Consider the following 21,619-nt stretch of genomic DNA (forward strand, 5'->3'; position numbering starts at 1 on the left):
CATTTGAAAGGGGGTCGGTCGCAATTTTTCCGCATCAGCGGCGGCGACTCGATCTACTTTACACACCCCCAAGACCCGGCGCAAATCACCCCTCGGGCGAGCAAGAACCGCGTCAATCCGGGACAAAACAGCCGGTTCGGCCCAAAAAGAAGCCACCGGCGTCGTCATCCAATGCTGTGTGCTGCGCCACTTAATCGCGAAGCCACGAAACTCGCCAAAGTCGGACACGCGAAGCATCAAAGCCCGGCCCCCTGCGCCTTAAACGCAAGAAGGGCCGGCAACCAAGCGGTTGCCGGCCCTTCTAGTACTTCTGGATTACCAGGAAGACTTGGTGATGCCCGGGAGCTCACCACGGTGAGCCATGTCGCGGAAGCGAACACGGGAGATACCGAACTTCTGGAAGGTACCGCGCGGGCGGCCGTCGATGATGTCGCGGTTACGCAGACGGATCGGGGAGGCGTTGCGGGGCAGCTTCTGCAGGCCGAGGCGAGCCTCTTCGCGTGCTTCGTCAGTCGCGTTGGCGTCAACCAGGGTCTTCTTCAGTTCGAGACGCTTTGCAGCGTAACGCTCAACGATGACCTTGCGCTGCTCGTTGCGAGCAATCTTGGACTTCTTAGCCATGTTTAGCGCTCCTCTCGGAATTCGACGTGCTGGCGGATCTTGGGGTCGTACTTCTTCAGGACCAGGCGGTCCGGGTCGTTACGACGGTTCTTGCGGGTTACGTAGGTGTAACCGGTTCCCGCAGTCGACTTCAGCTTGATGATCGGACGTACGTCCTTGTCTTTTGCCACTAGAGCTTCACCCCGCGAGCCAGAACTTCGGCGACGACTGCGTCGATGCCGCGAACGTCGATGGTCTTGATGCCCTTGGCCGACAGGGTCAGCGTGACATTACGGCGCAGGGACGGAACCCAGTAGCGCTTCTTCTGGATGTTGGGGTCGAACCGACGCTTGTTGCGGCGGTGCGAGTGCGAAATGCTGTGTCCAAAGCCCGGCTCGGCTCCGGTCACCTGGCAGTTTGCTGCCATGACGACTCTCCTAAAAAATAAAATGAAACGGCAAGCAGAATTCCTGTTTCCCGTGCAATAGGTGACGTCCGCAACCAGTCCACACCGTTTTCGGTAGTTCCCGCAGGCTGGATCCCTCGACTGAAATCAGCCAATGGTCACCGCCGCGGCGAAGGTAGTGGGTCCGGACAACAGGCCGGAATACTGGGCGAATACTGGAATGCACGCAACTTGAGCCCCTAACTACCGGCCCGCGGATCTCCTGTTGTTGCCAACAGTCACCGCCAACCGGAGCAATTGCACACGCTCCGCGCCACCTAGCGCCTAATAAGTCTAGGCGCTGGGGGAAATTAAGACCAATCGGGTGTATAAGAACGAAGTTCCCAACTCATAAGCGGAGGCTAGGCCCTTCACAGGAGATCGAAAGGTTGAGAGTTCAATCTTGAGGCATGAAGTCACAACTCCTCGCCTCCCCAGGCCAACGTGTGGGTATGTCCCCGGGCCGGCCGCCAGCGCCCGAGCGGCGCAATCCCGCCAAGGGAAGGTTCGCTGCGCAGCATCGCAGACGCATGTTCCGGACGGACATGCTCACCGTTGCGCTGTGGGCTTCCCTCGCGGCGGCGCTGGCGTTGTGGCTCGCCGACGGCGGGATGTCGTCGGTCGGGAACCTCACCCAAGCGGTCACCGCAGCCGGGATCCTCGCCGGGCTTGCCGGTATGGATCTGGTTTTCCTGATGCTTCTGCTCGCGGCACGCTTGCCTTTCGTGGACGGCGCGGTCGGCCATGACAGGGCGTTGGAGTTCCACCGGAAGCTAGGCAAACCGGCGCTCTACCTATTGCTGGCGCACGGACTTCTCGTCGCGACCGGTTACGGCATGGCCGAGGGCCTGAACCCCGTCAGCGAAGCCGTTTCGCTCTGGGTGCTGGTACCCGACATGTGGTTGGCGTTCGTCTCCATGGCGCTCTTCATTGCCGTGGTGGTCACCTCGCTGGTAGCTGTTCGCCGCCGCTTTCCCTATGAATTCTGGTACTTCGTCCACCTGCTCACGTATTTGGCCGTAGCGCTCGCCCTGCCGCACCAGTTCAGCGTGGGCGGATTATTCGCCGAAGGCACCTGGCAGCGTTGGTACTGGCTGCTGCTCTACATCGGAACAGGCTCGGCGCTGGCGTGGTTCCGTGTCGCCCAGCCGGTGATAGCCACCTACCGGCACCAGTTGACCGTGCGGCGCGTGGTTCCCCTTGCGCCCGGCGTCTTCAGCATCGAAATGAGCGGCCTGCGATTGAACGAATTGTCGGGAAACGGCGGCCGGTTCTTCGTCTGGCGCTTCCTTGCCCCAGGCATGTGGTGGCAGGCACATCCGTTCAGCCTCTCCGCGGAACCGATCATGCCGCCGTCGGGCACGGCATACGGGCGGCCCGCCCAACAGCCCACCTTGCGGATCACCGTCCGGAACCTGGGAGCGGGCTCGGCCCGGCTGGCTTCGCTCAAACCGGGAACGAAAGTAGCCATCGAAGGTCCCTACGGTGTCTTCAGCACGGCGGCCCGGAGCCGGGAACACGTTGTGATGATCGGCGCAGGAATCGGAATCACGCCCCTCCGGGCGCTCCTGGAATCCACCCCCTTCGCGCCCGGCCAGGCGACCGTCCTGTTGCGCGGCAGCACCACTGACGAGCTATTCCTTGGCGACGAGATCCTGGAATTGTGCCGGAAACGCGGTGCCACGCTCTTCCATCTGACCGGCCCGCGGTCGGCGAATCCCCAAAGCGCGTGGTTGCCTGCCTCTGCCGGCACCTCGCGCCTGCGGGACTTCGTACCGGCCATCACCGACGCGGATGTCTACATCTGTGGTCCATCGGCTTGGGCCCGCCAGGTGCTGGCTGAGGCAAAAAGCTCCGGCGTCCGGGAGGAGCAGCTCCACTACGAAAGGTTTGACTGGTGAGACTCAGGGCAGGAATATCAGCGGCGCTGGCGTCGGCGGCAATCCTTGTGGTCGGGTGGCAGTCGGGTGCACACGTGGCTGACTCGAACGCATCGGCGGTCACCACCTCCGCAACCGGAACCACGGGCGGTACCGCTTCAGGAACGGGCTCGACGGCGAACGGAAGCACCGGGAGCAGTGCGTCCGGATCGTCCTCGGGAACCGGAGCCGGCTCCAGTTCCAGCACGGGCTCCAGTTCGAGTTCCAGTTCCAGTCTGGGGGCATCGGCCAAGGCAGGGGGCACCTACGCCGGCACGGCAGTGGAGACGCGCTTTGGAACGGTACAGGTCCAGGTAACCATCAAGGCCGGCGTCATCACGGATGTCACAGCCCTGCACCTGACCGACCAAGAGCAACGGTCCGTCCAGATCAGCGCCAGGGCTGCACCCCTGCTCCGCTCCGAAGTGCTGAGCGCCCAGTCGGCGAACGTGCAGACCATCGGCGGGGCCACCTATACCAGCGAGGCATATTTGACATCCCTCCAGGCGGCCCTCGATGCAGCCCACTTCTAAGCCACGCGAGACCGGAGGGGGCAGTTCGGAGCCCCGCCTTCGTTCCCGGACGTTCACCAGCATGGGCACCGTGGTGAGCATCGCCATCCCGACTGCTCCAGGGATGGCCCCCCAAGCCGCGGTGGAAGAACTCGAGGCGGCCACCGCCGTCGTCGAGCAGTTGTTCACGGGGTTGGACCGGACGTTTAGCCTCTACCGTCCCGACTCGGAGGCGAGCGCGATGGCGCGGGGCGAGCTGGCCCTGAGGGACGCCTCCGTGGACATGCGCCGGCTGTATGTCGAGGCTGTCGACTGGCGCAGCCTCACGGCAGGTGCGTTTACGGCGGAACGGCCCGACGGCGTCGTGGACTTGGCGGGGATCGTCAAGGGACATGCGATACGGGAAGCCGGAACGTCGCTGCTCGCGCTGGGGCTGCAGGATTGGTGCCTCAACGCGGGCGGGGATGTCCTTGTGGCCGGTTCGCCGACGCCGGGCACTGCGCGGCCGTGGCTGGCGGGGATTATTGACCCGGAGGATCGGACGACGCTCCTGACCGCGTTTCCCCTCGGCAGCAAGGGCAGGCACGCGCTGGCGACCTCGGGAACGAGCGAACGCGGCCACCACATTTGGTCTGCGGGCCTCCAATCGGCGCGGGACGAGGGGTTCCGCCAGGTTTCAGTGGCAGCGGCCGATATCATCACGGCCGACGTCCTGGCCACCGCCATCATGGCGGGCGGCGCCGGGACCCTCGCGCTGGCCACCTCCCACTGGGACGTGGACGTGCTCGCGGTGAAGAACGACGGCGAACTGCTCGCCACGCCGGGCTTCCGGAAACTTGCTACGGCCGGGTGAGCTGCGGGTACTTCGGGCTGAGACCGTCACCTGAGGACTTGCCCGTCACGCGGCGGACCACCCACGGGGCTGCGTGTTCACGGGCCCAACGCGCATTGGCCCGCAACGCTTCCACGCGCGCAGGCTGGGGTTGCGGGACCGGCGGCGGAACCTCGAGGGAACCTTCGTGCTCCAGGACGGCCAGCACCCGGTTGGCCATGTTGATGTGGCCCGCAGTGGACATGTGCATCCGGTCCTGCGCCCACATGTGCCAGTCGTGGTATTCGCTGAAGCGCCAGTAGTCCACCACCAGCGCACCGTGGTTTTCGGCGATTTCCCGCAGCAATTCGTTGTAGATCGCGGTGCGTCCGCGCATGGTGCCGAAAACCTTGGAACTGCGGGCATCGAAGCCCGTGAAGAGAAGCAACGTGGCGCCGGTGGCACTGATCTTCCCGATGCCGGCCTCGTAGTCTTCCATCAGCCTGTCGATATCGACTTTGGGGCGGAAGATGTCGTTCGCGCCCGCGTATAAGGTCACCAGCGTCGGTTGAAGCGCGACGGCGGCGTCCACCTGCTCTGCCATGACTTGCCGGAGTTTCTTGCCCCGGATGGCCAGGTTGGCGTAGCCGAAATCGTCGTTGCTTTGGGCCAATTGCTGGGCAACAAGGTCTGCCCATCCCCTGACCCCGTTGGGGCGCGAGGGGTCGGCGTCGCCAAGTCCTTCGGTGAACGAGTCACCCAATGCCACGTACCGGGCAGAAAAATCCATGGCGCCAGTCTTTCATCAGTGCGGGGCGGCCGTCACGTGGGGCCGGTGCTCAGGGCGCGGCGGCTCCGGCCGCGGGCACCGGCCGCGGGCACCGGCCGCGGGCACCGGCCGCGGGCAGCAGTTGCCGCCGGCAGCGAGGCCGCTGGCGTGGCGCCGGCGGCTTAGCGTTCGCGCAGGATCCAGTGATCGTCGTCCAACCGGGCCACGATTTTCTCGCCGATCCGCGCGAGGTCCGCAACGTCGTCGTCGGTCATGGCGTCCAACATCAAGGCGCGGACGGCATCCACATGACCCGGGGCGAGGGACACGATGGTGTCCATGCCGGCCTCGGTCAGGTGCGCCACGGTGACACGGGCATCGCCCGGGTGGGCCTCGCGCTCCACCCAGCCGCGTCTCTGCAGCTTGGTGACGACGTGCGACAGCCTCGACAAGGAAGCGCTGGTGCGGGCGGCAAGTTCACTCATCGGCAGGAAACGCCCCTCCGCTTCGGACAACATGGCGAGCACGTTGTAGTCGAAAAGCGACAACTTGCCGGCCGCTTGCAGTTGGGTGTCCAGGGCTGCGGGCAGCAGGGTGTTGATGCTCAGGAGGGCCAGCCAGGCACGGCGTTCGTCGGCGTTGAGCCAGCGCGGTTCGGTCATGGATTCATCTTAGAAGGAAATCAATGCTTGACACTTCAACTTAAGGTCATTATTGTTTTGGTTGAAGCTTCAAGTAACTGATCGTGAACCAATCGTGAGCACTCAAGCAAAGGAAACAACAATGGCTGACATCACCATCATCGGTACCGGCAACATGGCGTCCGGCATCGTGGCCCGCGCGGCCACCGCAGGCAAGAGCGTCCAGGTCCTCAGCCGCGACGCCGGCTCCGCTGCTGCCCTTGCGGCGACGGTCAACGGAACCTCCGGCATCACGGGATCCCCGGTGGAAGGCAGCATCGTGGTGCTGGCCACCCCGTTCGACGCCTCCAAAGAAGTCCTTTCTTCCTATGGCTCAGCGCTCAACGGCAAGACGATCGTGGACATCTCCAACCCCGTGAACTTCGAGACCTTCGATTCCCTCACCGTTCCCGCCGGAACCTCGGCCGCCGAAGAACTGCAGGCCTTGGTCCCCGGCGCATCGGTAGTGAAGGCCTTCAACACCGTCTTCGCCGCCACGCTCGCGGAGGGCGAAGTGGACGGCCAGACCCTCGATGTACTCGTGGCGGGCGACGACGCCGAGGCGACGGCCGCCGTCGTCGACTTCGTCAAAGGTGCCGGGCTGCGTCCGGTGAACGTCGGACCGCTGCGCCGCTCGCGTGAGCTCGAAGCCTTCCAACTGCTCGTCATGACTCTCCAGATCAGCGAAGCCCACCCCGACTACAACTGGAACTCTGCAGTCAAGCTCCTGCCGTAGTTCACTTTCGGAGGGCGGCCCTTTGAGGCCGCCCTCCGCGTTGTAGGCTGGGCGGCATGTTCGTGGTTTCGCTGACTTATAAAGTTCCCGACGAGATCGTCGATTTCCACCGCCCCGCACACATGGATTGGGTCAAAGAAGCGTTCGACGCCGGCACTTTCGTTGCGTCCGGACGTCGCGTTCCAGCCATCGGAGGTGTCCTGTTGTCCAACGTCGACCGTGCAACACTGGACGCTTCCCTGGCGACGGATCCGTTCTACGTCAACGGAGTGGCCGACTTCGAGATCATCGAATTCACGGTCACCACGGCATCCGCGGGCTTCGAAAACCTGCTGGACTAGTTAGCTTGGGCGTCCAGGGCGTCACGCGGGGCACACCGCCGCCAAAAATTTGTCAGGCGTGACGCCACCCCCTTAAATCCGGGCCGGCTCTGGGGACGTCCCCAACCGCTCCGGCAAGACCACCGGCATAAGGGCCGGCCAGCGGGCGCTCAGGTGATCGCCGCTCGAAACTCCCCTGAAACGACGCGAAAGCCAGGGTGCCACATCGCGCCTGAGCCACGCGGCGTCGTCGGTCATGATCTCGGCGCGGCTCCGCGGTTGCAGCGCCCCAAGCACCGGTGCGGCGAGCGAGTGCGTGGCACCCAAGACCTCCAAGACCTTCTTGGCCATGTATTCGTGCCCGATACCGGACATGTGCAGCCGGTCCGGAGCCCACATCCGGCGGTCCTGATATTTTTCGAAGCACCAATGGTCCACCAGAAGCGTTCCGTAGGCTGCGGAAATGCGCCGGATGTGTTTATTGAAGACTGCCGTGCGCAGCTTGAGCGGCTCCAACACCGGCGAAAGCGGCACGTTGTACTCAGTGAAAAGCAGGACTTGGGCGCCACTGTCCGCGATCCGGGCAACGGCATCCTCGAATCCACGGACCAGCATGCGCATGTCCAGTCGGGCGCCGAGCAGATCGTTGCCGCCAGCGTGGAAACTGACCAGGGTGGGGGCCATCGCGAGCGCGGGCTCGAGTTGTTCAACCACGATCTGCCTGAGCCGACGGCCGCGGAGGGCAAGGTTGGCGTACTGCGTCTGCGGCTGGTGCCTTGCCAGTTCCTCTGCCACGCGATCGGCCCAGCCCCTGCAATCGTTGGGAAGGCGAAGGTCTACGTCGCCGACGCCTTCAGTGAAGGAATCTCCGACGGCGACGAATCGCATTGGTGTCTCCATGGCCATGGTCATGTCCCCCCGTTGTTTTGCGCGTTGCCTTGCGCGTTGCTTTGTGCCTTGGTTCCGGCCGCGGCTGAGCCCGCCGCGGCGGCTTGGCGTTCCGCGAGTTTTCGGAGCCCGGCCTTCCGCGGCACCTTTACGGGCTCGGGCCAGCGCGGGCCAAGGGCGTCCCCGAGCGTGACGCCGCGAAGCTTCCGGCCAAACAACGGCAGCACCCAGTCGTTCACCCAGCGGCGCTGACGGCGTTCCCAGTCGCGCAACTTGAGGCGCTGCGGCGGTTCCCAGTCTTTGGGCGAGAACTTATGCGGGACGCCGAGGTGATCCAGGACCTGCGAGGCCATATATTTGTGCCCGGCTTTGGACATGTGAAGGCGGTCCGAAGCCCACATCCGGCGGTCGTGGTAAGCGTCAAGGCACCAATAATCCACCAGCACGGCCCCGTACTTGGCGGCCAGCTCGCGGACGCGCTCGTTGTAGAGGGCATTCCGCTTCTTGAAGGGTTCCAGCACGGCCGAGACCTTGACGTCGTACCCCGTGAACAAGACCAAGGTGGCCCCCGTGGATGCGAGGCGGGCCACGAGCCTTTCGTACTCGGCCATGAGGATGTCCATGTCCGTGCCGAAGTCCAGGATGTCGTTTCCGCCGGCGTAGAGCGTGATGAGCGTGGGTTCCATGGCCAGAGCACGGTCCAATTGCTCGTCGACGATGTGACGGAGCCGCTTGCTCCGCACCGCAAGATTGGCATACTCCCAGCCAGGTTCGGCCTTGGCCAGTTTCTCGGCGACGCGGTCGGCCCAGCCCCGGACGCCGTTCGGCAGGGCCTCGTTCCGGTCCCCCACGCCCTCGGTGAAGGAATCGCCCAAGGCAACAAACCGCCGTCGTCCGTTCTGGTCAGCATCAAGCACGTTCCCAGCCACCACGCCAGCGTAGCCCCGCCCGGTTGCCCGCCGGCAAAGCCCAGGTTAATTCGACGCTCGCTCACCTATAGGGCATTCTGGCCGAACGCCCGCTCACTTATGGCGCGTTTCGGGCGAACCCCCGCTCACCTATAGCCCCATTCGGCCAGACGCCCGCTCACCTGACGTGAGCGAGCGTTCCCGGTTTTGGCCGCATATGTGAGCGAGCGTCGGCGAAAAGGACGATATATGTGAGCCGGCGTCGGAGGGGGCAGGTTAGAGTTCGGCTTTCCCTTTGCGCCAGTAGCCCATGAACGCCACCTGCTTCCGGTCGATCCCCACATCCCGGACCAGGTACCGGCGCAACTCTTTGATGACTCCTGCCTCGCCTGCGATCCAGGCGTAGAACGGCAAAGCGCCCGAGGGAAGTCCTGGGTTGCGGCTCGCTTCGATCGCGGCTGTGTCCATGCGCAGCGGGGTTTCCCACAAGATGTCCCGGTCCACGTTGACATCTTCGGGCTCGGGGCCGGCGGCGCCATCGAGCGAGATGATCCCCACCCAACCGGGGACGGGTACAGCTCCGCGTACGGCTTCCTTCAGCAACTCCCCGTGAGGCCGGGACCGGCCGAGGGCCGTGCCCCGCGCGAGCCACGTGATTTCGATGTCGGCGTCTGTGTCGAAGTCTTGGAAATCCCCGGCCTCGGGTACCTCAAGGAAGGCATGCCCTGTGATTTCCGCGGGCAAGGACTCCAGGATCGCGCCAATGGCGGGGACGGCTGTTTCGTCGCCCGCAAGAAGGACCCGCTGCGCCAAGCCGGGACGCCATTCGATGCCGGAATACGTTTCGGCGGTGACGCAATGGGCTGCCCGGTTGTTCGGGCCGATGATGGTGATCGAATCCCCCGGCTTCGCGGCGAGCGCCCAGTTGGCGGCGGGCCCGCCCGTCGGGTGAACCGCACCGCCGTTGACGCCGGGCCCCGCCACACCGCCGCTAGCGCCGCCGGCCCAACCGCCGTGACCGCCGCCGTCGAAGTGCATTACGAAGTCGACGTCGATCTCGGGGTAGACGGCGTCGAGCCTCTCGTTCCGCACGGTGTAGGTCCGCATCGATCCGCGGACCGCGGGATCCATCGCCAACCACTCTTGGTACCAACCGGCGTCGCCCGTGTGGAAGGCGGGCAACGGCAGGGGGTGCCCGTCGGCGTCGAGCGAGGGAATCATGAGTTTGATGCGCAGGTCCAGGGTGTTCCCCGAAACCCCGAATCCGCGCAGGCAATATCCCCCGAACGTGATGCGGCGGAAGTTAGGGCCGAGATCCTCGACGGCGGTGACCGTGACATCGAAGGCCAGGGTCATCGGCTCCGTGGTTGCGTTTCGCACAACGGCGTCTGCGTTCATGAGGCGAACTCCAATTCGATGGACGTTGAGTGAGCGGCGGTGCGGTGCCGGCCGATCGGGAGAACGAGCGGGGTGCCGGATATTGGATCCGGAACCACCCGGGACTCCAGGCCGAAAACGTCGCGCACCAAGTCCTCGGTGACCACTTCAATCGCGGGCCCCTCGGCGACGATCGCCCCGGTCTTCATGGCGATGACGTGGTCGGCGTAACGCGCTGCCAGGTTGAGGTCATGCAACACGATTGCCACGGTGGTCCCCCGGCTGCGGTTGAGGTCGGTCACCAGGTCCAGCACCTCCACTTGGTGTGCCAGGTCAAGGTAGGTGGTGGGTTCGTCGAGCAGCAGGACCTCGGTCTCCTGCGCGAGGGCCATGGCGATCCACACCCTCTGGCGTTGCCCACCGGACAATTCGTCGACGTTCCGTTCAGCAAGCCCAAGCGTTGACGTGGTCTCGAGTGCGCGTTGGACGGCGAGATCATGCACCGACCGGTCGCCAGTCCTCCAGTGGCGGAAGAACCCTTGGTGCGGATACCGTCCGCGGCCCACCAGTTCGCGGACGGTGATGCCATCCGGGGCGAGGGGGTGCTGCGGAAGAAGGCCGAGCGTGCGGGCGAGTTCGCGGGCAGGGCGGGAGTGGATGTCCTTGCCATCCAGTGTGACGACGCCGGCGCTCGGCTTCAGGAGCCTGGACAGCCCCCTGAGCAACGTGGATTTCCCGCATGCGTTGGCACCCACGATCATGGTCACTTTGCCTTCGGGAACCTCCGTCGAGAGTCCTTCGACCACCCGTCGTTTCTCGTATTGGAGCGTCAAGCCGCGTGCACTCAGTTGTGCCATGTCAGGCTTCCTTTCGGTTGGACGTGACCAGAAGCCACAACAGGAATGGAGCGCCGAGGGCGCCGGTAATGACGCCGACCGGCAGGACGGTGCCGGCCAGAACCAGGGGTGCCACGTTGTACGCGAAGTAGTCGGCCGCGAGGACGATCAAGGCGCCGGTGAACGCCGACGCCGGGAGGCTGGGTCGGCCGACCACCCGCCGGGCGATCGGCCCGGCAAGAAAGGCGACGAAGGCAACCGGACCGGCAGCCGCCGTCGCCATTGCTGCGAGCGCGACTGCGGTGATCACCAGGCCGAAACGTACGGCGTTTACGCGGATTCCTAGTCCGGCCGCGGCGTCGTCCCCGAGTTCGAGCATGCGCAGCGGTACGGCGAGGAGGGCCAACGCGGGAACAAGCACGGCGAGCGAGGCCATGAGTACGCCCACGCGCTCCCAATTGGCCGAATTCAAGGAACCGTTGAGCCATATGAGGGCCTCGGAGGCTGTCCGGATATCCGCCCGGGTCATGAGGAAGTTCACCACCGCCCCCAATGCGGCGGCGACACCAACGCCGGCGAGGATAAGCCGGTTGCCTGCCGCATTCCCGCGACGGCCGCCCGACCCGCCCCCTGAACCCGAGCCGCCGCGCGAAATGGCGTAGATGACAAGCGCGACGCCGATCGCACCAGCGAGCGCGGCCGCGGACACGGCGGCACCGGACGCGCCGAACACCACAATGGCCAGGACTGCCGCGGCACTCGCACCGTAACTGATGCCGATGACGTCGGGGCTGGCAAGGGGATTGCGGAGCATGGTCTGGAAGAGCCCGCCCGAGAGGCCGAACGCCACACCAATCAGGATTGCCAGCACGGCCCGCGGCAGTTTGTTTTCCATGACGATGAAGCTTGCGCCCGGGATCTTCTCCCCGCCCGTCAAGTGGGCAGTGAGGATCCTGAAGAAATCGGGGATGGTGACCGTGTAGCTGCCAAGGAGCACAGTCACCGCAAAGAGGACCACGACGCCGGTGCCCAGGAGTGCGGTGCTGCTGCGGAGGTTCACAGCGACGCCCCCTTGCCCCGGCGGACGAGCCACACGAAGACGGGGGCACCGACGATGGCCGTCATGATGCCCGCGGGAACTTCGCCCGGCAGCAGCACTACCCGGCCGATCACGTCCGAAACCAGGAGGAGTGCCGGCGCGAGAACCATGGAGAACGGCAGGATCCAGCGGTAGTCCGGACCCGTAAAGAAACGCACGGCATGTGGAACCACGAGTCCGACGAATCCGATGGGACCAGCCAACGCCGTGGCCGATCCGCAGAGCAGCACGATTCCAAGCGCGGTGACGCCCCTGGCCAGGGTCACATTCTGGCCGAGCCCGCGGGCAACGTCATCGCCGAGGGCCAGGCTGTTGAGGATCCGCCCGCTGCCCAGCACGATCAACGCGCCAATCAGCAGGAAGGGCAATCCGGTCAACACCACGGACCAGTCGCTGCCGGCAATTCCACCCACCTGCCAGAAACGGAAGCGGTCCAGGGTGTCCTGGCTCGAAACCAGGATGACGTTCATTATCGAGTAAAGCCCCGCACTCAGCGCCGCCCCCGCCAAAGCGAGCTTCACCGGCGTCGCACCGTCACGCCCGATCGACGCAATCAGATAGACGACGACGGCGGCCGCCGCGGCACCGACGAAAGCGAACCAGATGTAGCCGCTCGCCCCCGAGATACCGAAAAGGTAGATCCCGGCGACCACAGCCAGTGCCGCCCCGGCGTTGACGCCCATGATGCCCGGGTCCGCAAGGGGGTTGCGGGAGACGCCCTGCATCGCGGCGCCCGCAAGGCCAAGGGCAGCCCCTGCCACCAAACCGAGCACAGTGCGTGGAATGCGGGTGTGGACCACCGCATGGTTCCCGTCGTCGGGGCTGAACTGCGTGAGTGCTTGCCACACGGTTTCGAGGGACAAGCCCCGTGCGCCGATCGCGAGCGAGGCCGCACAGGCAAGCGCAAGCACGACGACGGCGGCCAGCAGCCAGGCGGCGCGGTTGCCGCGTCCCCGGCCCCCGACGTCGGGCCCGGCCTTCGCGCGAACTAGCAGGTGTTGCCCTGTGGAAGCGATGTGAGGGTCATGAGCTGCCAGCTCGCGCGCCGTTCCGCCCGCGGAAGGTGGGCCCGCCGTCGTCGTGCTTTGTGTCATGTCAGGCGTATCGCTACTTGGCTGCCGCGTCGGCGCCCTTGGCCAGCTGGGGCAGGAACATGTCCAGTGCCCACGGCAGGCTCAGCGGCGAGGATGCGGAGATCGCCAGGGTGAGGGTGTTGTCGGAGTCGGCAACCAGGGCGCCCTTCTTGATGGCGGGGATCTGGCCCAACAGGGGGTCCTGCTTGATTTGGTCAGTGGTCTTGGAGTCCGGCACCCACGTCACGAAGACGTCCGAGGAAAGCTCGTTGGCCTTTTCAGCGGACCACGGAACGAAAAATTCCTTGGAGCCCTTGCTGGCGTTCTGCACCACGGGGGCGAGCGTCATGCCGATTTCCGACAGGAAACGCGGTCGGTTGTCGTTGGCTGTGTAGACGTTGACGCCGTCGCCCTTGGCAGGCTCAAGGTTGCCGTAGATGAAGGACTTGCCGGCGAGCTGCGGAAACGCGGCGACCTTGGTCTTGATAGTGGCCTCGGTGTCCGAGACGAGCTTGGTGGCCTCTGAGCTCTTACCCAAGGCCTGGCCGATGATCGTGGTGGCTTCCTGCCATGGCGTGCCGTACGCGAGTTCGGGCTGTGCCACCACCGGGGCAATATCAGAGAGTTTCTTATAGTCGGCTTCGGTCAGGCCAGAGTACGCGGCGAGGATGACATCGGGGGCCAGCTTGGCGACTTCCGTGAAATTGATACCGTCTGCCTCGGAGAACTGGACCGGCGCCTTCGGGGTGCCAAAGCCGGCGCCCAACTTCTCGAGCGCGGCGTCCTTCCAGGGAGTGGAGCCCTTGCCGTTGTTGCCCCACGCAACCTTCGGTACACCGACCGGTACGACGCCGAGAGCCAAGGCAACATCGTCGTTGACCCACGAGGCGGTCACCACGCGCTGCGGTTGCGCCTTGATGGTGGTCTCACCGAAGACGTTCTTGATGGTGATTGGGAACTGACCGCTTGAGGCCGGCGTCGTCGCTGAAGTGGCGGTAGTTGAGCCGGTCGAGCAAGCGGTGAGGGACAGCGCGACGGCGGCAACGGCTGCGGTCGCTGCACCTGCGGTCTTCAGCAGGGCTCGGCGTGAGGGGCGGGAAGCCACGGGACTCCTTAGGTAAGTGATGCAAACCTAAGTAAGGCTAGCCTACCCTTCTGATAATTACGAAACGTTTGCGTCGCGTAATTAATTCACGCTCTGCGTGCCCTCAAACGCCCGCTCACCTATCACGGCCAAAACCCCATCGCTCGCTCACCTATCACGGCCAAAACCCCATCGCTCGCTCACCTATCACGGCCAAAACCCCATCGCTCGCTCACCTATGGGAAACCGTGCGGGAATTTTTGGACACCACCGACGACTTTTGCAAAGATGACAGAGCCGGTTGATTCAACGAACTGGCCAGGGCCGTGAAAGCGGCGAAGATCGAGAGGATGAGCATGCGCACTACACACGTTGGCGCTGCGATGGTTGGCGAGGTGGCCGTTTTGGCCTGCTTTGCAGCCCCCTCTGCGTCGGCCATCCCGCTCGGCGGCCAGGGAAACTAAACCCACCGCCCCTGCACTAGAAGCACTCTAAGGTTCCTTTGCGGTGCCCTCGGATCGCCAGACGCCATGCGTCCTTCCTCTTCGGAGCCCAATCGATCTGAAAGAACTTTGCCGTGCAGAAAATCACCGCCCAACAAATCCGTTCCTCATTCATCAACGCGAGCCGCTCGGAGGCCGCCAAACTCAACCTCCCGAAGGACTTCGATTCCCTCGACTGGGACAACCTCGAATTCCTTGGCTGGCGCGACGAAAAGATGCCCATGCGGGGCTACCTCGTCCTCCCGAACGATGATTCCCTCACTGGCATCATGCTGCGCGCACCCGAGGGAGGCTCCGGCAAGAAGCGCTCGGTCCTTTGCGAACTGTGCCGCGACGTGTTTTCCAAGGACGATGTCTATCTTTGGGTTGCCAAGCGCGCGGGCCAATCGGGCCGCGACGGCAACACCGTGGGGACGTTGATCTGTGCAGAATTCGGCTGCTGCGCCAACGTCCGGAAGGAACCCCCGGCGAATGAGATCAATCCGGACCCGGCCGACGTCGTCGTTCGCCAAATCGCCGGGCTGCAGTCCCGGACTGCCCAGTTCCTGGGGCGGGTCCAAGGGAAGTAGCCGCCTGCGGCGGACGCTCGCTCTATCTCTAGTGAGCGAGCGTCCGCCGGAAACCCGACATACGTGAGCGAGCGGCGTCGGGGCTAGCGGAGCACGATGTCCACGGGGTTGGCTTCGGAACGCCATTCGCCGGGCGCGCCCGGGGCGCCGATGACGGGGGCCGTGAGCACGCCGGAGCGGTTGGTCCGCTTGTCGCGCAGGATTTCCGTGACCGAACCAAGATGCCGGGACAGGTCGATGACGTTTTCGGGGGCCGCCAGCAACAACTGGAAGCCGAACTCGTGCAGGGCCTTGATGCCTGCGCCGGCGAACTCCTCCGACGCGAGGACGAACGCCTCGTCCATCATCACCGTTCCGTACGTTGTGAAACCCTGCTCGGCGATGCCCAATTGGTAGCTCAGGGCCGCCGCCATGATGAACGCAGTGAATCGCTGCCGCTCGCCACCGGACATCGATCCGGTGTCTGCGTGCATGTACACCTCGGTCTTCTTGCCACCCCGCGGGCCTTGGACGGAGCGGTGCTCCTTGCACTGGATGAAGAGGTGCCCGCGGACATCCAGCACCTCGGCCCGCCAGCGCCGGTCCTCGGGGGTCTGCGAACCGAGCCGCTTGACCAGGGTTTCGAGCGACTTGTAACGGTTGGTGAGTTCGACGTCGTCGTCCGCCTCGGGTGAGCCCGCGGCCCCCGAAGCGGCGCCGGCCGCGCGGGACGGCCGCGAGTGGCGCGTCTTCAACGCGTTGTGGATGGCGTCCTTGAACTGCTTCGCAGTGGCGGGCAGCGTCTGTTTGATATCGAGTTCCAGGAAGCTGCCCTCGTGGAAGTTGACCTCGGACAGGATGCCGTTGAGGGGAAGGATGCGGCTCGTGATGGCACGGCGTTCCTCGTCAAGCAAGTGCAGCAAGGTGCTGAACGATTCATGCGTGCGCTGGTTGAAGAACTGCCGGAATTCGGCCTCCTGCGCGGGCAACCCTTCGCTGACGATCTGGTGATAGCGGGACTCGAACTCCCCCGCGGCGCCGATCGAGGTCCCGTGGTCCGCGGAAATGGCGGTACCCCATTCGCGCACGAATCCTTCGAACATGCGCGTCAGCCGCTCGGCCAACGCCTGCCCGCGCGACTCAGTGGCATGCAGTTCCGCCAAGAGCTTGCTCCGGACTTCGGCAGCCAGGGTGTCGAGTTCATGGAGCTCGCCCACCTCGCCGAATGCGCTGAAGTACGGCTCGAGGGCAGCAACTGTAGCGCCCGACGGCGGCGCCTGGTCCAGGCGGTTGCGCGCAGCATCCAGGAGGGCGTCAGCCGTGGTCATCTGGTGGTCGAGCGTCTTGTATTCGCTCTGCAAAACCGCCGCCGAACCTGTGGAGGACTGGTGCTTTTCGCGTACGGCCTCGATATTTGCACGCAAGGGCTCCAGATCGGCCTGCGCGGCCAAGGCATCCTTGAGCCGCTGCTCGATCTTCGCGAGTTCCTCGGCCGCCACCGCTGCAGAGACCTGTTCCCAGCCACGCTCATCGTCGGCGATGCGACGCAAGGCATCGAGCTGGCGGGTCATGCCTTGGTGCGAATCCTCGCGGCTTTGGGCGAGTTCGGCGGCCTTCAGAAGCTCGTTCTCGAGCTCGCCGACCTTCGCGGCCACGAGCTCCAGCTTGGAAGCGTTGTCGAAACCGAGAACATAGTCTTGCCGGCTCGTGAAGCGATCGTCCTTCTCCACCGTGTGCCTGTTGCGCTTGACCACTCCGCCCAGGCTCAGGCCTTTGTCCAACTTAGCGAGCTCGTCCGGGTCTTCCACGCACGGGTACGCGAAATCGAGGGCGATCCGCTCGCGGATCCACTCTCCGGCGTCGGCGTTCGCCCCCAAGGTGAGGATGTTCAGCTTCGTCAGCAAATCGCCGTCGGACACGTCCTCCACAGCCAAGGCCCCGCCCGCGAGCGGTTTGGAGACGTCCACTGCCCGCAGCGCGCCGCGGACCGTGTTGTCGTTCAGGTAGCGCGTGACGGCGGCGAAGTGCTCTCCGGGAACAAGCAGCGTCGTGGCGAGGTTCCGCAGGGCGCGCTCGGCCGCGGGCCGCCACTGTTCCTCACCCTCGGCGAGGTCTATCAGCTCGCCTCCAAAGGGCATCCGGTCCTCGGGAACGCCAGTGGCTGCCGCGATTGCGGCGCGGTTTTCAATGCTCGACGGCGGCAGCAGGGACTTGCGCGTCTTCAACGAGACGAGCTCCTGCTGGGCTGCGGCGAGTTCGCGTTTCTTGGTGGCGTGGCCGTCGAAAGCTTCGAAGCGGAGTTCCCGCAGCGCTTCCGAATCGTCCTTGAGTTCGGCGGAGCGGCTCGCTGCCTGCTCGTGGGCCTGCTCCCAACCCTCAGCCGTCCACTCAAGGTTGAGTCCGGCGTCGGCCAATGCTTGGCGTGCCGCCTCCTCCACCTGCTGGCGAAGCTTGAGGCCGACCCGGGCATTTTCGAGCGACTGCTCGATCGCCGAAATCGCGTTACCGCCCTGGTTGTTGTAATCCGACTCGAGCTGGCGAAGCTCCTTGGCGAGCGCGTCCCGGACGCCCCGCTCGGCGCTGAGCTCCTTGGCTTTCGCCTGGGCAAGGTCCTTGAAACGGGCCAAAGTCTTGGCATGGACCGTGACCGAGAGCTGCTGCTTGTAGGCGTCGAATTCCTCGCCGCTGAGCTCCCGGAGCCGGTTGGCTTCCAGCAACGACTGGGCATACTCCTTGTTCATCCCAGGGACGGGGGCGAGCTGGTCGCGCTGCTGGCGCACGTCCTCCAACCGCTGCCTGATGGACATGAGGTTGCTGAATTCCTCGACGACGTCGTCCGCAGCAGTGAGCGTCGCGGGCGCGTCGAGCACCTGGTCGCGGAAGAACGTGTTGACGCTGCCGCCGAGCCCCTTGCCGGCCTGGATCACCCGCAAAAGCGGAAGCGCCTGGTCCGAGTTGATGCCGAGAAGCCGCCGGAAACGCTCCGCAAAGGCCTTGTGCACATCGAAGATCTGGGCGTCCGGGAAGATTGTCTCCAGCGCGCCCTTGGTGAAGCGCTTCTCCGCGATGCCCTCAATCGCGCCGAGATCCAGGGGCTTGTTGTCAATCACATAGAACCGGCCGACGCTGGACTCCGTGCCGTTCTTGGGCAGGTCGAAGAGGGCCGAGATCGTCACCTTGGTGCCGGCAGCGTTGTCGAACGTCAGCGCGACGGCGGACCACGTGGCACCGGGGCGCTGGAAGGCACTCGCCGAACCCTCGCCCACGGCCTTGTCGCCCACTTTTCCACGCATGTACGTGAACGTGGTCCTCTTGTCCTCCACAGCCCCGCCGGCCCGCTGCGCCGCAGCCTCATTGGAGCGCGGACGGGCATCGAAGACACGCAGCATGGCATCGAACAACGTGGACTTGCCGACGCCTGAGTTGCCTGTCAGCAGGGTGCCGTCGCGGTCCACGTGCATCGTGTGGGCGCCGTGGAACGTGCCCCAGTTGACCACCTGGACCAGGGCGAGGCGCATCTGGCCCGGGTTGGTGAGTTCGCCGATCGGAAGCATCGTCGCAATGGTCACTTGGCTGCCTCCTTGGTTTCGTCAGTTGCGTCAAGTGTGGTTGCGTCAGTTGTGGTCGCCTTTGCCTCCGCGGTGGATGCGTCACCACTGCTGTCGGTCACCACGTCGTCCTCTTCCCCGGTGTCGGACTCAGCGTCGTCGTTGGAGTTGGGGTCGTCCGTTTCCGTTAGTTCGATGAGGGGTTCAGTGCCTGATTCGTCGGCTGCTACCGCGATCAGTGCCTCGATTTGGGCCGGGATGTCGCCGATGTTTTCGAAGGGGAGCGCTAGGGGGAGGGCCTTGGAGATCGCGAACGTGTCCTCGATGCCCGTGGGCAGGAGGAGTTGGCGGGCCAGGAGCTTCGTGATGGTGCGGTTCACGACGTCGGTGTCGCGGAGGGCGTCTTGTTGGCCGGATGGCTGGTAGTGCGCCACGAGTTCGGCGATTTCTTCGCGGGTGATCACAGGCTCGGTCTGGGCAGTGACGTGGCGGTCGAGAAGGAGCCTCAGGCGCAGAAGCACGATGGTTTCGACCCGGCTCAACGCACGTTGCTGACGAAGGATGCTCGAGCGGGTGCTTCCTCCGATGGCTTCGGGATCGACGGGACGGAGCACCGCGATCTTGCGTTCGTGGTCCAGTTGCAGGTTCAGGAAAAGCTCGGAAAGCCGGCTGCGGAGGATCACTTGGTTGTCCAGAAGGGTGGTCCAGAGCTTTTCGTCGCGGCCGCCGTCGACATACGGACCCTTGAGCAGCCGCACGAGAGCCTGGCGGACCTTCATAGGCAGCACGCCGGTGTCGCCCGGGAACAACGCCGCGCCGTCTACGAATGTGTCGCGCGGCGTGACGCGGAAGGGATCGGAGTGGACATGCTGCGCTATGTCCACTCTTTGTTCCGAAGAGGGGGCATGCTCGGTGGGGTGGGCGTCAGTCATCGGAATCCTTAGTCAGGGTCACGAGCGGCAGGTACGCGGTGCGTGTGCTGCCATCGATTTGTTCGAAGTCGATGTTTTCCCAGGTGGCCCGGTCGAACGCCGCACCACCGTGCAGCGCTTCGGACAGGAGGGCCCGGACGGTGTTGATGTGCCGTTCACCCTCCGGGAGGTTCGCCCAGGCCTCTGCCAGTGTGGCTGCGCCCGCCATGGCGGAGCGGACGACGTCGGGCCTTGCCTTCGCGGAGCGAAGTGAACGCACGCGGTCCGAATCGCTGAAGGCGATGGGGTCGGCGAGCTTTGGCGGCGCCGCGAACTCATCCGGGTCAAAGAGCTTGACCATGGCGAGGGATTCGAATCCCGCATTGAACAACACCGGGCCTCGGACCAGGCCGGGACGGTCGCGCTCGTACGGCATCGAGCGGATAGCCTGTTCGGCTTCGCGCAAGACCTGCCGGAGCCGGACGGACTGGCGGATATCGTCGCTTTGGATGTAGTTGTTGAGGCTCTCCGAAAGCCGGCCGTAGATGCGCTGGATCTGGCTGTGCTGCGTGCGCAGTTCCGCCACGAGGTTCTTGAGGGTTTCCCTGTCCTCATGGCTGAGGTCATCCGCGAATTGGCGGCTCAGCACGTCGCCGATCGCCGAACGGAAGCGCAACTGTTGCTGCGGGTCCTCAAGGAACGCCGTGAAGGAACGGAAGGTACGGCCTTCGGGGCTCTGCCGCAAGCGTTTGTCCGCCTCCAGGACCTGCGCCATCGTTGCACCCTTGCTGAGCGACTCCTCGATGATCTGGTTGCGGAGCTCGCCTACCAGTTCTTCGATGCGGTCACGCATCTTCTTGTAATCGGCAGGCAGGCTTGCCGCAAGGTCCAGGATGTTCCCGGCTGCTTCGACGGCTTCCTCATCATCCAAGAGACCGTCGAAGTCGCCGGAACTGATGTCTTCGATCAGCTGCTGGCGCTCCTGGATCTCCTCTTCAAGGGATTCCAAACGGGCGCTCTGGTCCGGGTTCGTCTCGTTGGCGAGCTTTTCGACGTCGCCCAGCAACGTCCCGAGCCTGGAACCGTTGAGCGTGGAACGTTCGCTGGAGAGGCTGTCCAGGAATGCCAGGACTCTTGCGGCGGCCTCGGTGATTTCGTAGACGATCTGGCCGGACTGGCTGCGTCGGGTCAGGAACTGCTTTCGGGTCCATTCGTCCGCAAAGGCCTTGCCGCTCGCCTGGCCGCCCAGCCCGGGATCCTGCCTGCGGAGCTGCTCGAGGAAAGCGTCGACGTCGGCATGGAACTCTTCGAGCGGCAGCTGCGGTTTCGTTCGGGTGAAGGATGCCTGGAGCACCGCGATGACCCAGGGCGCCGAGCGCGTGAGGGCCCAGGCGGGGCCTTTGGTCAGGAGTTCGAGATCCCTGAGCCGCGCACTGATGGCGTCGGCTGAGGACGTTGCTGAGCGGGACACTTACTCTCCTTCAGCTGCCGCGGAACCTTCTGGCAGCGGAAATCCCGAAAACTGCCCCGTACAAGGTTAACGCAGGGTGCGCCGCAACCCTTCCGTGATCTACCTCCCGGTAGGGTTTCGATCGCGTATCAACAGTCCCGACGCCGGTGTCGTTGCTAGCTGAACCGATGACGCCGCCCCTAATGTCGACACCAACGACGTCGACGCTCCGACGTCGGCTTTGGCAGCGTTGCGGAGGGGACCCAATGCAGTTCGACTTGACGACCTTAGACACCAGCACTTATGTCTTCGCGGGAACACTAATCCTTGGCCTGGTTCTGGCAGCCTTTATCGCGGTAGCCGCAATGGCCGCACTTGCGTTGCTCGGCGCCGGAAGCCTCGCCTGGTACACCGTGAAGAACGTGCTGGGCGGGCTGGTCCACGGCATCAATTTTGCGTGGGACCAGCTGGTCCACCAGGCCGGAAAAGTGGAACTGCCAGTGGAATTCCCGTCCCAGACCGCCCCTAGCACAGGTACCTACCCGCGAGTAGCATTGAGGGACAGCTGAAGGGTCCACCACCCGAGGCGGATCCTGGGCTCG

The 21,619-nt window shown here is 64.6% G+C and carries 23 protein-coding genes; 7 read left to right on the forward strand and 16 right to left on the reverse strand.

Annotation, left to right across the window (positions count from 1 at the left end; genetic code table 11):
- The 4 genes from AC3WJM_RS20395 to rpmB form a co-directional block, all read right to left on the reverse strand.
- Window positions 1–228: hypothetical protein (locus AC3WJM_RS20395; protein WP_492272806.1), on the reverse strand; the 228-nt coding region annotated here is incomplete at its 3' end.
- A gap of 87 nt (window positions 229–315) precedes the next feature.
- The gene (rpsN, locus tag AC3WJM_RS20400) at window positions 316–621 is read right to left on the reverse strand and encodes a 30S ribosomal protein S14 (protein ID WP_028267656.1); all 306 of its coding nucleotides are present in this window, start codon (window positions 619–621) and stop codon (window positions 316–318) included.
- Window positions 622–623: 2 nt separating this feature from the next.
- Window positions 624–791, reverse strand: a complete 168-nt coding sequence (gene rpmG / locus AC3WJM_RS20405) for a 50S ribosomal protein L33 (RefSeq protein ID WP_003798558.1) — start codon at window positions 789–791, stop codon at window positions 624–626.
- Window positions 791–1,027, reverse strand: a complete 237-nt coding sequence (rpmB, locus tag AC3WJM_RS20410; RefSeq protein ID WP_078107326.1) for a 50S ribosomal protein L28 — start codon at window positions 1,025–1,027, stop codon at window positions 791–793. Before rpmB ends, rpmG begins: the two co-directional genes overlap by 1 nt.
- A gap of 428 nt (window positions 1,028–1,455) precedes the next feature.
- Between rpmB and AC3WJM_RS20415 the strand changes: the two genes are divergently transcribed.
- From AC3WJM_RS20415 to AC3WJM_RS20425, 3 genes are read left to right on the forward strand one after another with little or no spacing between them, the layout of a single operon-like run.
- Window positions 1,456–2,946, forward strand: a complete 1,491-nt coding sequence (locus AC3WJM_RS20415) for a ferredoxin reductase family protein (protein WP_492272807.1) — start codon at window positions 1,456–1,458, stop codon at window positions 2,944–2,946.
- Window positions 2,943–3,497, forward strand: coding sequence for an FMN-binding protein (locus AC3WJM_RS20420; protein WP_306963498.1), 555 nt, complete (start codon window positions 2,943–2,945; stop codon window positions 3,495–3,497). Before AC3WJM_RS20415 ends, AC3WJM_RS20420 begins: the two co-directional genes overlap by 4 nt.
- Entirely contained in the window at window positions 3,481–4,329 is an 849-nt protein-coding gene (locus AC3WJM_RS20425) for an FAD:protein FMN transferase (protein ID WP_492272808.1), read from the forward strand. The genes AC3WJM_RS20420 and AC3WJM_RS20425 overlap by 17 nt, the downstream gene beginning before the upstream one ends.
- Here the strand turns inward: AC3WJM_RS20425 and AC3WJM_RS20430 are convergent.
- Together AC3WJM_RS20430 and AC3WJM_RS20435 are read right to left on the reverse strand one after the other, a co-directional pair.
- Window positions 4,316–5,077 carry an SGNH/GDSL hydrolase family protein gene (locus AC3WJM_RS20430; RefSeq protein ID WP_306963504.1) on the reverse strand — a complete coding sequence of 254 codons (762 nt, stop codon included), beginning with the start codon at window positions 5,075–5,077 and terminating at the stop codon, window positions 4,316–4,318. The genes AC3WJM_RS20425 and AC3WJM_RS20430 overlap by 14 nt on opposite strands.
- Window positions 5,078–5,238: 161 nt before the next feature.
- Window positions 5,239–5,718, reverse strand: a complete 480-nt coding sequence (locus tag AC3WJM_RS20435) for a MarR family winged helix-turn-helix transcriptional regulator (RefSeq protein ID WP_234754501.1) — start codon at window positions 5,716–5,718, stop codon at window positions 5,239–5,241.
- A gap of 121 nt (window positions 5,719–5,839) precedes the next feature.
- Here AC3WJM_RS20435 and AC3WJM_RS20440 point away from each other — a divergent pair, with 121 nt between their 5' ends.
- Both AC3WJM_RS20440 and AC3WJM_RS20445 read left to right on the forward strand, forming a co-directional pair.
- Window positions 5,840–6,472 carry an NADPH-dependent F420 reductase gene (locus AC3WJM_RS20440; RefSeq protein WP_059388677.1) on the forward strand — a complete coding sequence of 211 codons (633 nt, stop codon included), beginning with the start codon at window positions 5,840–5,842 and terminating at the stop codon, window positions 6,470–6,472.
- 56 nt (window positions 6,473–6,528) lie between these two features.
- Entirely contained in the window at window positions 6,529–6,813 is a 285-nt protein-coding gene (locus AC3WJM_RS20445; protein WP_059388678.1) for a YciI family protein, read from the forward strand.
- Window positions 6,814–6,885: 72 nt separating this feature from the next.
- On the opposite strand, the gene AC3WJM_RS20450 is transcribed toward AC3WJM_RS20445, so the two are convergent.
- From AC3WJM_RS20450 to AC3WJM_RS20480, 7 genes are all read right to left on the reverse strand, one after another.
- Window positions 6,886–7,680, reverse strand: a complete 795-nt coding sequence (locus AC3WJM_RS20450; RefSeq protein ID WP_492272809.1) for an SGNH/GDSL hydrolase family protein — start codon at window positions 7,678–7,680, stop codon at window positions 6,886–6,888.
- 20 nt (window positions 7,681–7,700) lie between these two features.
- Window positions 7,701–8,597, reverse strand: a complete 897-nt coding sequence (locus AC3WJM_RS20455) for an SGNH/GDSL hydrolase family protein (protein WP_492272810.1) — start codon at window positions 8,595–8,597, stop codon at window positions 7,701–7,703.
- A gap of 267 nt (window positions 8,598–8,864) precedes the next feature.
- The gene (locus AC3WJM_RS20460; protein ID WP_492272811.1) at window positions 8,865–9,986 is read right to left on the reverse strand and encodes a siderophore-interacting protein; all 1,122 of its coding nucleotides are present in this window, start codon (window positions 9,984–9,986) and stop codon (window positions 8,865–8,867) included.
- A complete protein-coding gene (locus AC3WJM_RS20465) occupies window positions 9,983–10,822 on the reverse strand; it encodes an ABC transporter ATP-binding protein (protein ID WP_492272812.1) in 840 nt (279 codons plus the stop codon). The genes AC3WJM_RS20460 and AC3WJM_RS20465 overlap by 4 nt, the downstream gene beginning before the upstream one ends.
- 1 nt (window position 10,823) lies before the next feature.
- Complete coding sequence (locus AC3WJM_RS20470) at window positions 10,824–11,861, reverse strand: FecCD family ABC transporter permease (RefSeq protein WP_492272813.1); 1,038 nt, start codon at window positions 11,859–11,861, stop codon at window positions 10,824–10,826.
- On the reverse strand, window positions 11,858–12,994 hold the full coding sequence (locus AC3WJM_RS20475; protein WP_284991991.1) for a FecCD family ABC transporter permease: 1,137 nt from the start codon (window positions 12,992–12,994) through the stop codon (window positions 11,858–11,860). Before AC3WJM_RS20475 ends, AC3WJM_RS20470 begins: the two co-directional genes overlap by 4 nt.
- A gap of 13 nt (window positions 12,995–13,007) precedes the next feature.
- On the reverse strand, window positions 13,008–14,078 hold the full coding sequence (locus AC3WJM_RS20480; RefSeq protein ID WP_492272814.1) for an ABC transporter substrate-binding protein: 1,071 nt from the start codon (window positions 14,076–14,078) through the stop codon (window positions 13,008–13,010).
- Window positions 14,079–14,634: 556 nt separating this feature from the next.
- On the opposite strand from AC3WJM_RS20480, the gene AC3WJM_RS20485 reads away from it, so the two are divergent.
- Window positions 14,635–15,129, forward strand: coding sequence for an FBP domain-containing protein (locus AC3WJM_RS20485; RefSeq protein WP_492260719.1), 495 nt, complete (start codon window positions 14,635–14,637; stop codon window positions 15,127–15,129).
- A gap of 83 nt (window positions 15,130–15,212) precedes the next feature.
- On the opposite strand, the gene AC3WJM_RS20490 is transcribed toward AC3WJM_RS20485, so the two are convergent.
- From AC3WJM_RS20490 to AC3WJM_RS20500, 3 genes are read right to left on the reverse strand one after another with little or no spacing between them, the layout of a single operon-like run.
- Entirely contained in the window at window positions 15,213–18,677 is a 3,465-nt protein-coding gene (locus tag AC3WJM_RS20490; protein WP_492272815.1) for an ATP-binding protein, read from the reverse strand.
- Window positions 18,674–19,588, reverse strand: coding sequence for a DUF4194 domain-containing protein (locus tag AC3WJM_RS20495; RefSeq protein ID WP_084784478.1), 915 nt, complete (start codon window positions 19,586–19,588; stop codon window positions 18,674–18,676). Before AC3WJM_RS20495 ends, AC3WJM_RS20490 begins: the two co-directional genes overlap by 4 nt.
- On the reverse strand, window positions 19,581–21,038 hold the full coding sequence (locus tag AC3WJM_RS20500; RefSeq protein ID WP_492272816.1) for a DUF3375 family protein: 1,458 nt from the start codon (window positions 21,036–21,038) through the stop codon (window positions 19,581–19,583). The genes AC3WJM_RS20495 and AC3WJM_RS20500 overlap by 8 nt, the downstream gene beginning before the upstream one ends.
- Before the next feature lie 245 nt (window positions 21,039–21,283).
- Between AC3WJM_RS20500 and AC3WJM_RS20505 the strand changes: the two genes are divergently transcribed.
- Window positions 21,284–21,586: a hypothetical protein gene (locus AC3WJM_RS20505; RefSeq protein ID WP_059388681.1), complete on the forward strand. Its 303-nt coding sequence runs from the start codon at window positions 21,284–21,286 to the stop codon at window positions 21,584–21,586.
- The last annotated feature ends 33 nt before the right edge of the window (window positions 21,587–21,619 follow it).

Source organism: Arthrobacter sp. FW306-1B-G06A, assembly GCF_058781765.1.

Bases quoted from the DNA above. Each gene is read 5' to 3' on its own strand.
- rpsN (WP_028267656.1), bottom strand. From the start codon at position 621: ATGGCTAAGAAGTCCAAGATTGCTCGCAACGAGCAGCGCAAGGTCATC.
- rpmB (WP_078107326.1), bottom strand. From the start codon at position 1,027: ATGGCAGCAAACTGCCAGGTGACCGGAGCCGAGCCGGGCTTTGGACAC.
- AC3WJM_RS20415 (WP_492272807.1), top strand. From the start codon at position 1,456: ATGAAGTCACAACTCCTCGCCTCCCCAGGCCAACGTGTGGGTATGTCC.
- AC3WJM_RS20425 (WP_492272808.1), top strand. From the start codon at position 3,481: ATGCAGCCCACTTCTAAGCCACGCGAGACCGGAGGGGGCAGTTCGGAG.
- AC3WJM_RS20430 (WP_306963504.1), bottom strand. From the start codon at position 5,077: ATGGATTTTTCTGCCCGGTACGTGGCATTGGGTGACTCGTTCACCGAA.
- AC3WJM_RS20435 (WP_234754501.1), bottom strand. From the start codon at position 5,718: ATGACCGAACCGCGCTGGCTCAACGCCGACGAACGCCGTGCCTGGCTG.
- AC3WJM_RS20440 (WP_059388677.1), top strand. From the start codon at position 5,840: ATGGCTGACATCACCATCATCGGTACCGGCAACATGGCGTCCGGCATC.
- AC3WJM_RS20445 (WP_059388678.1), top strand. From the start codon at position 6,529: ATGTTCGTGGTTTCGCTGACTTATAAAGTTCCCGACGAGATCGTCGAT.
- AC3WJM_RS20450 (WP_492272809.1), bottom strand. From the start codon at position 7,680: ATGCGATTCGTCGCCGTCGGAGATTCCTTCACTGAAGGCGTCGGCGAC.
- AC3WJM_RS20460 (WP_492272811.1), bottom strand. From the start codon at position 9,986: ATGAACGCAGACGCCGTTGTGCGAAACGCAACCACGGAGCCGATGACC.
- AC3WJM_RS20465 (WP_492272812.1), bottom strand. From the start codon at position 10,822: ATGGCACAACTGAGTGCACGCGGCTTGACGCTCCAATACGAGAAACGA.
- AC3WJM_RS20475 (WP_284991991.1), bottom strand. From the start codon at position 12,994: ATGACACAAAGCACGACGACGGCGGGCCCACCTTCCGCGGGCGGAACG.
- AC3WJM_RS20495 (WP_084784478.1), bottom strand. From the start codon at position 19,588: ATGACTGACGCCCACCCCACCGAGCATGCCCCCTCTTCGGAACAAAGA.
- AC3WJM_RS20505 (WP_059388681.1), top strand. From the start codon at position 21,284: ATGCAGTTCGACTTGACGACCTTAGACACCAGCACTTATGTCTTCGCG.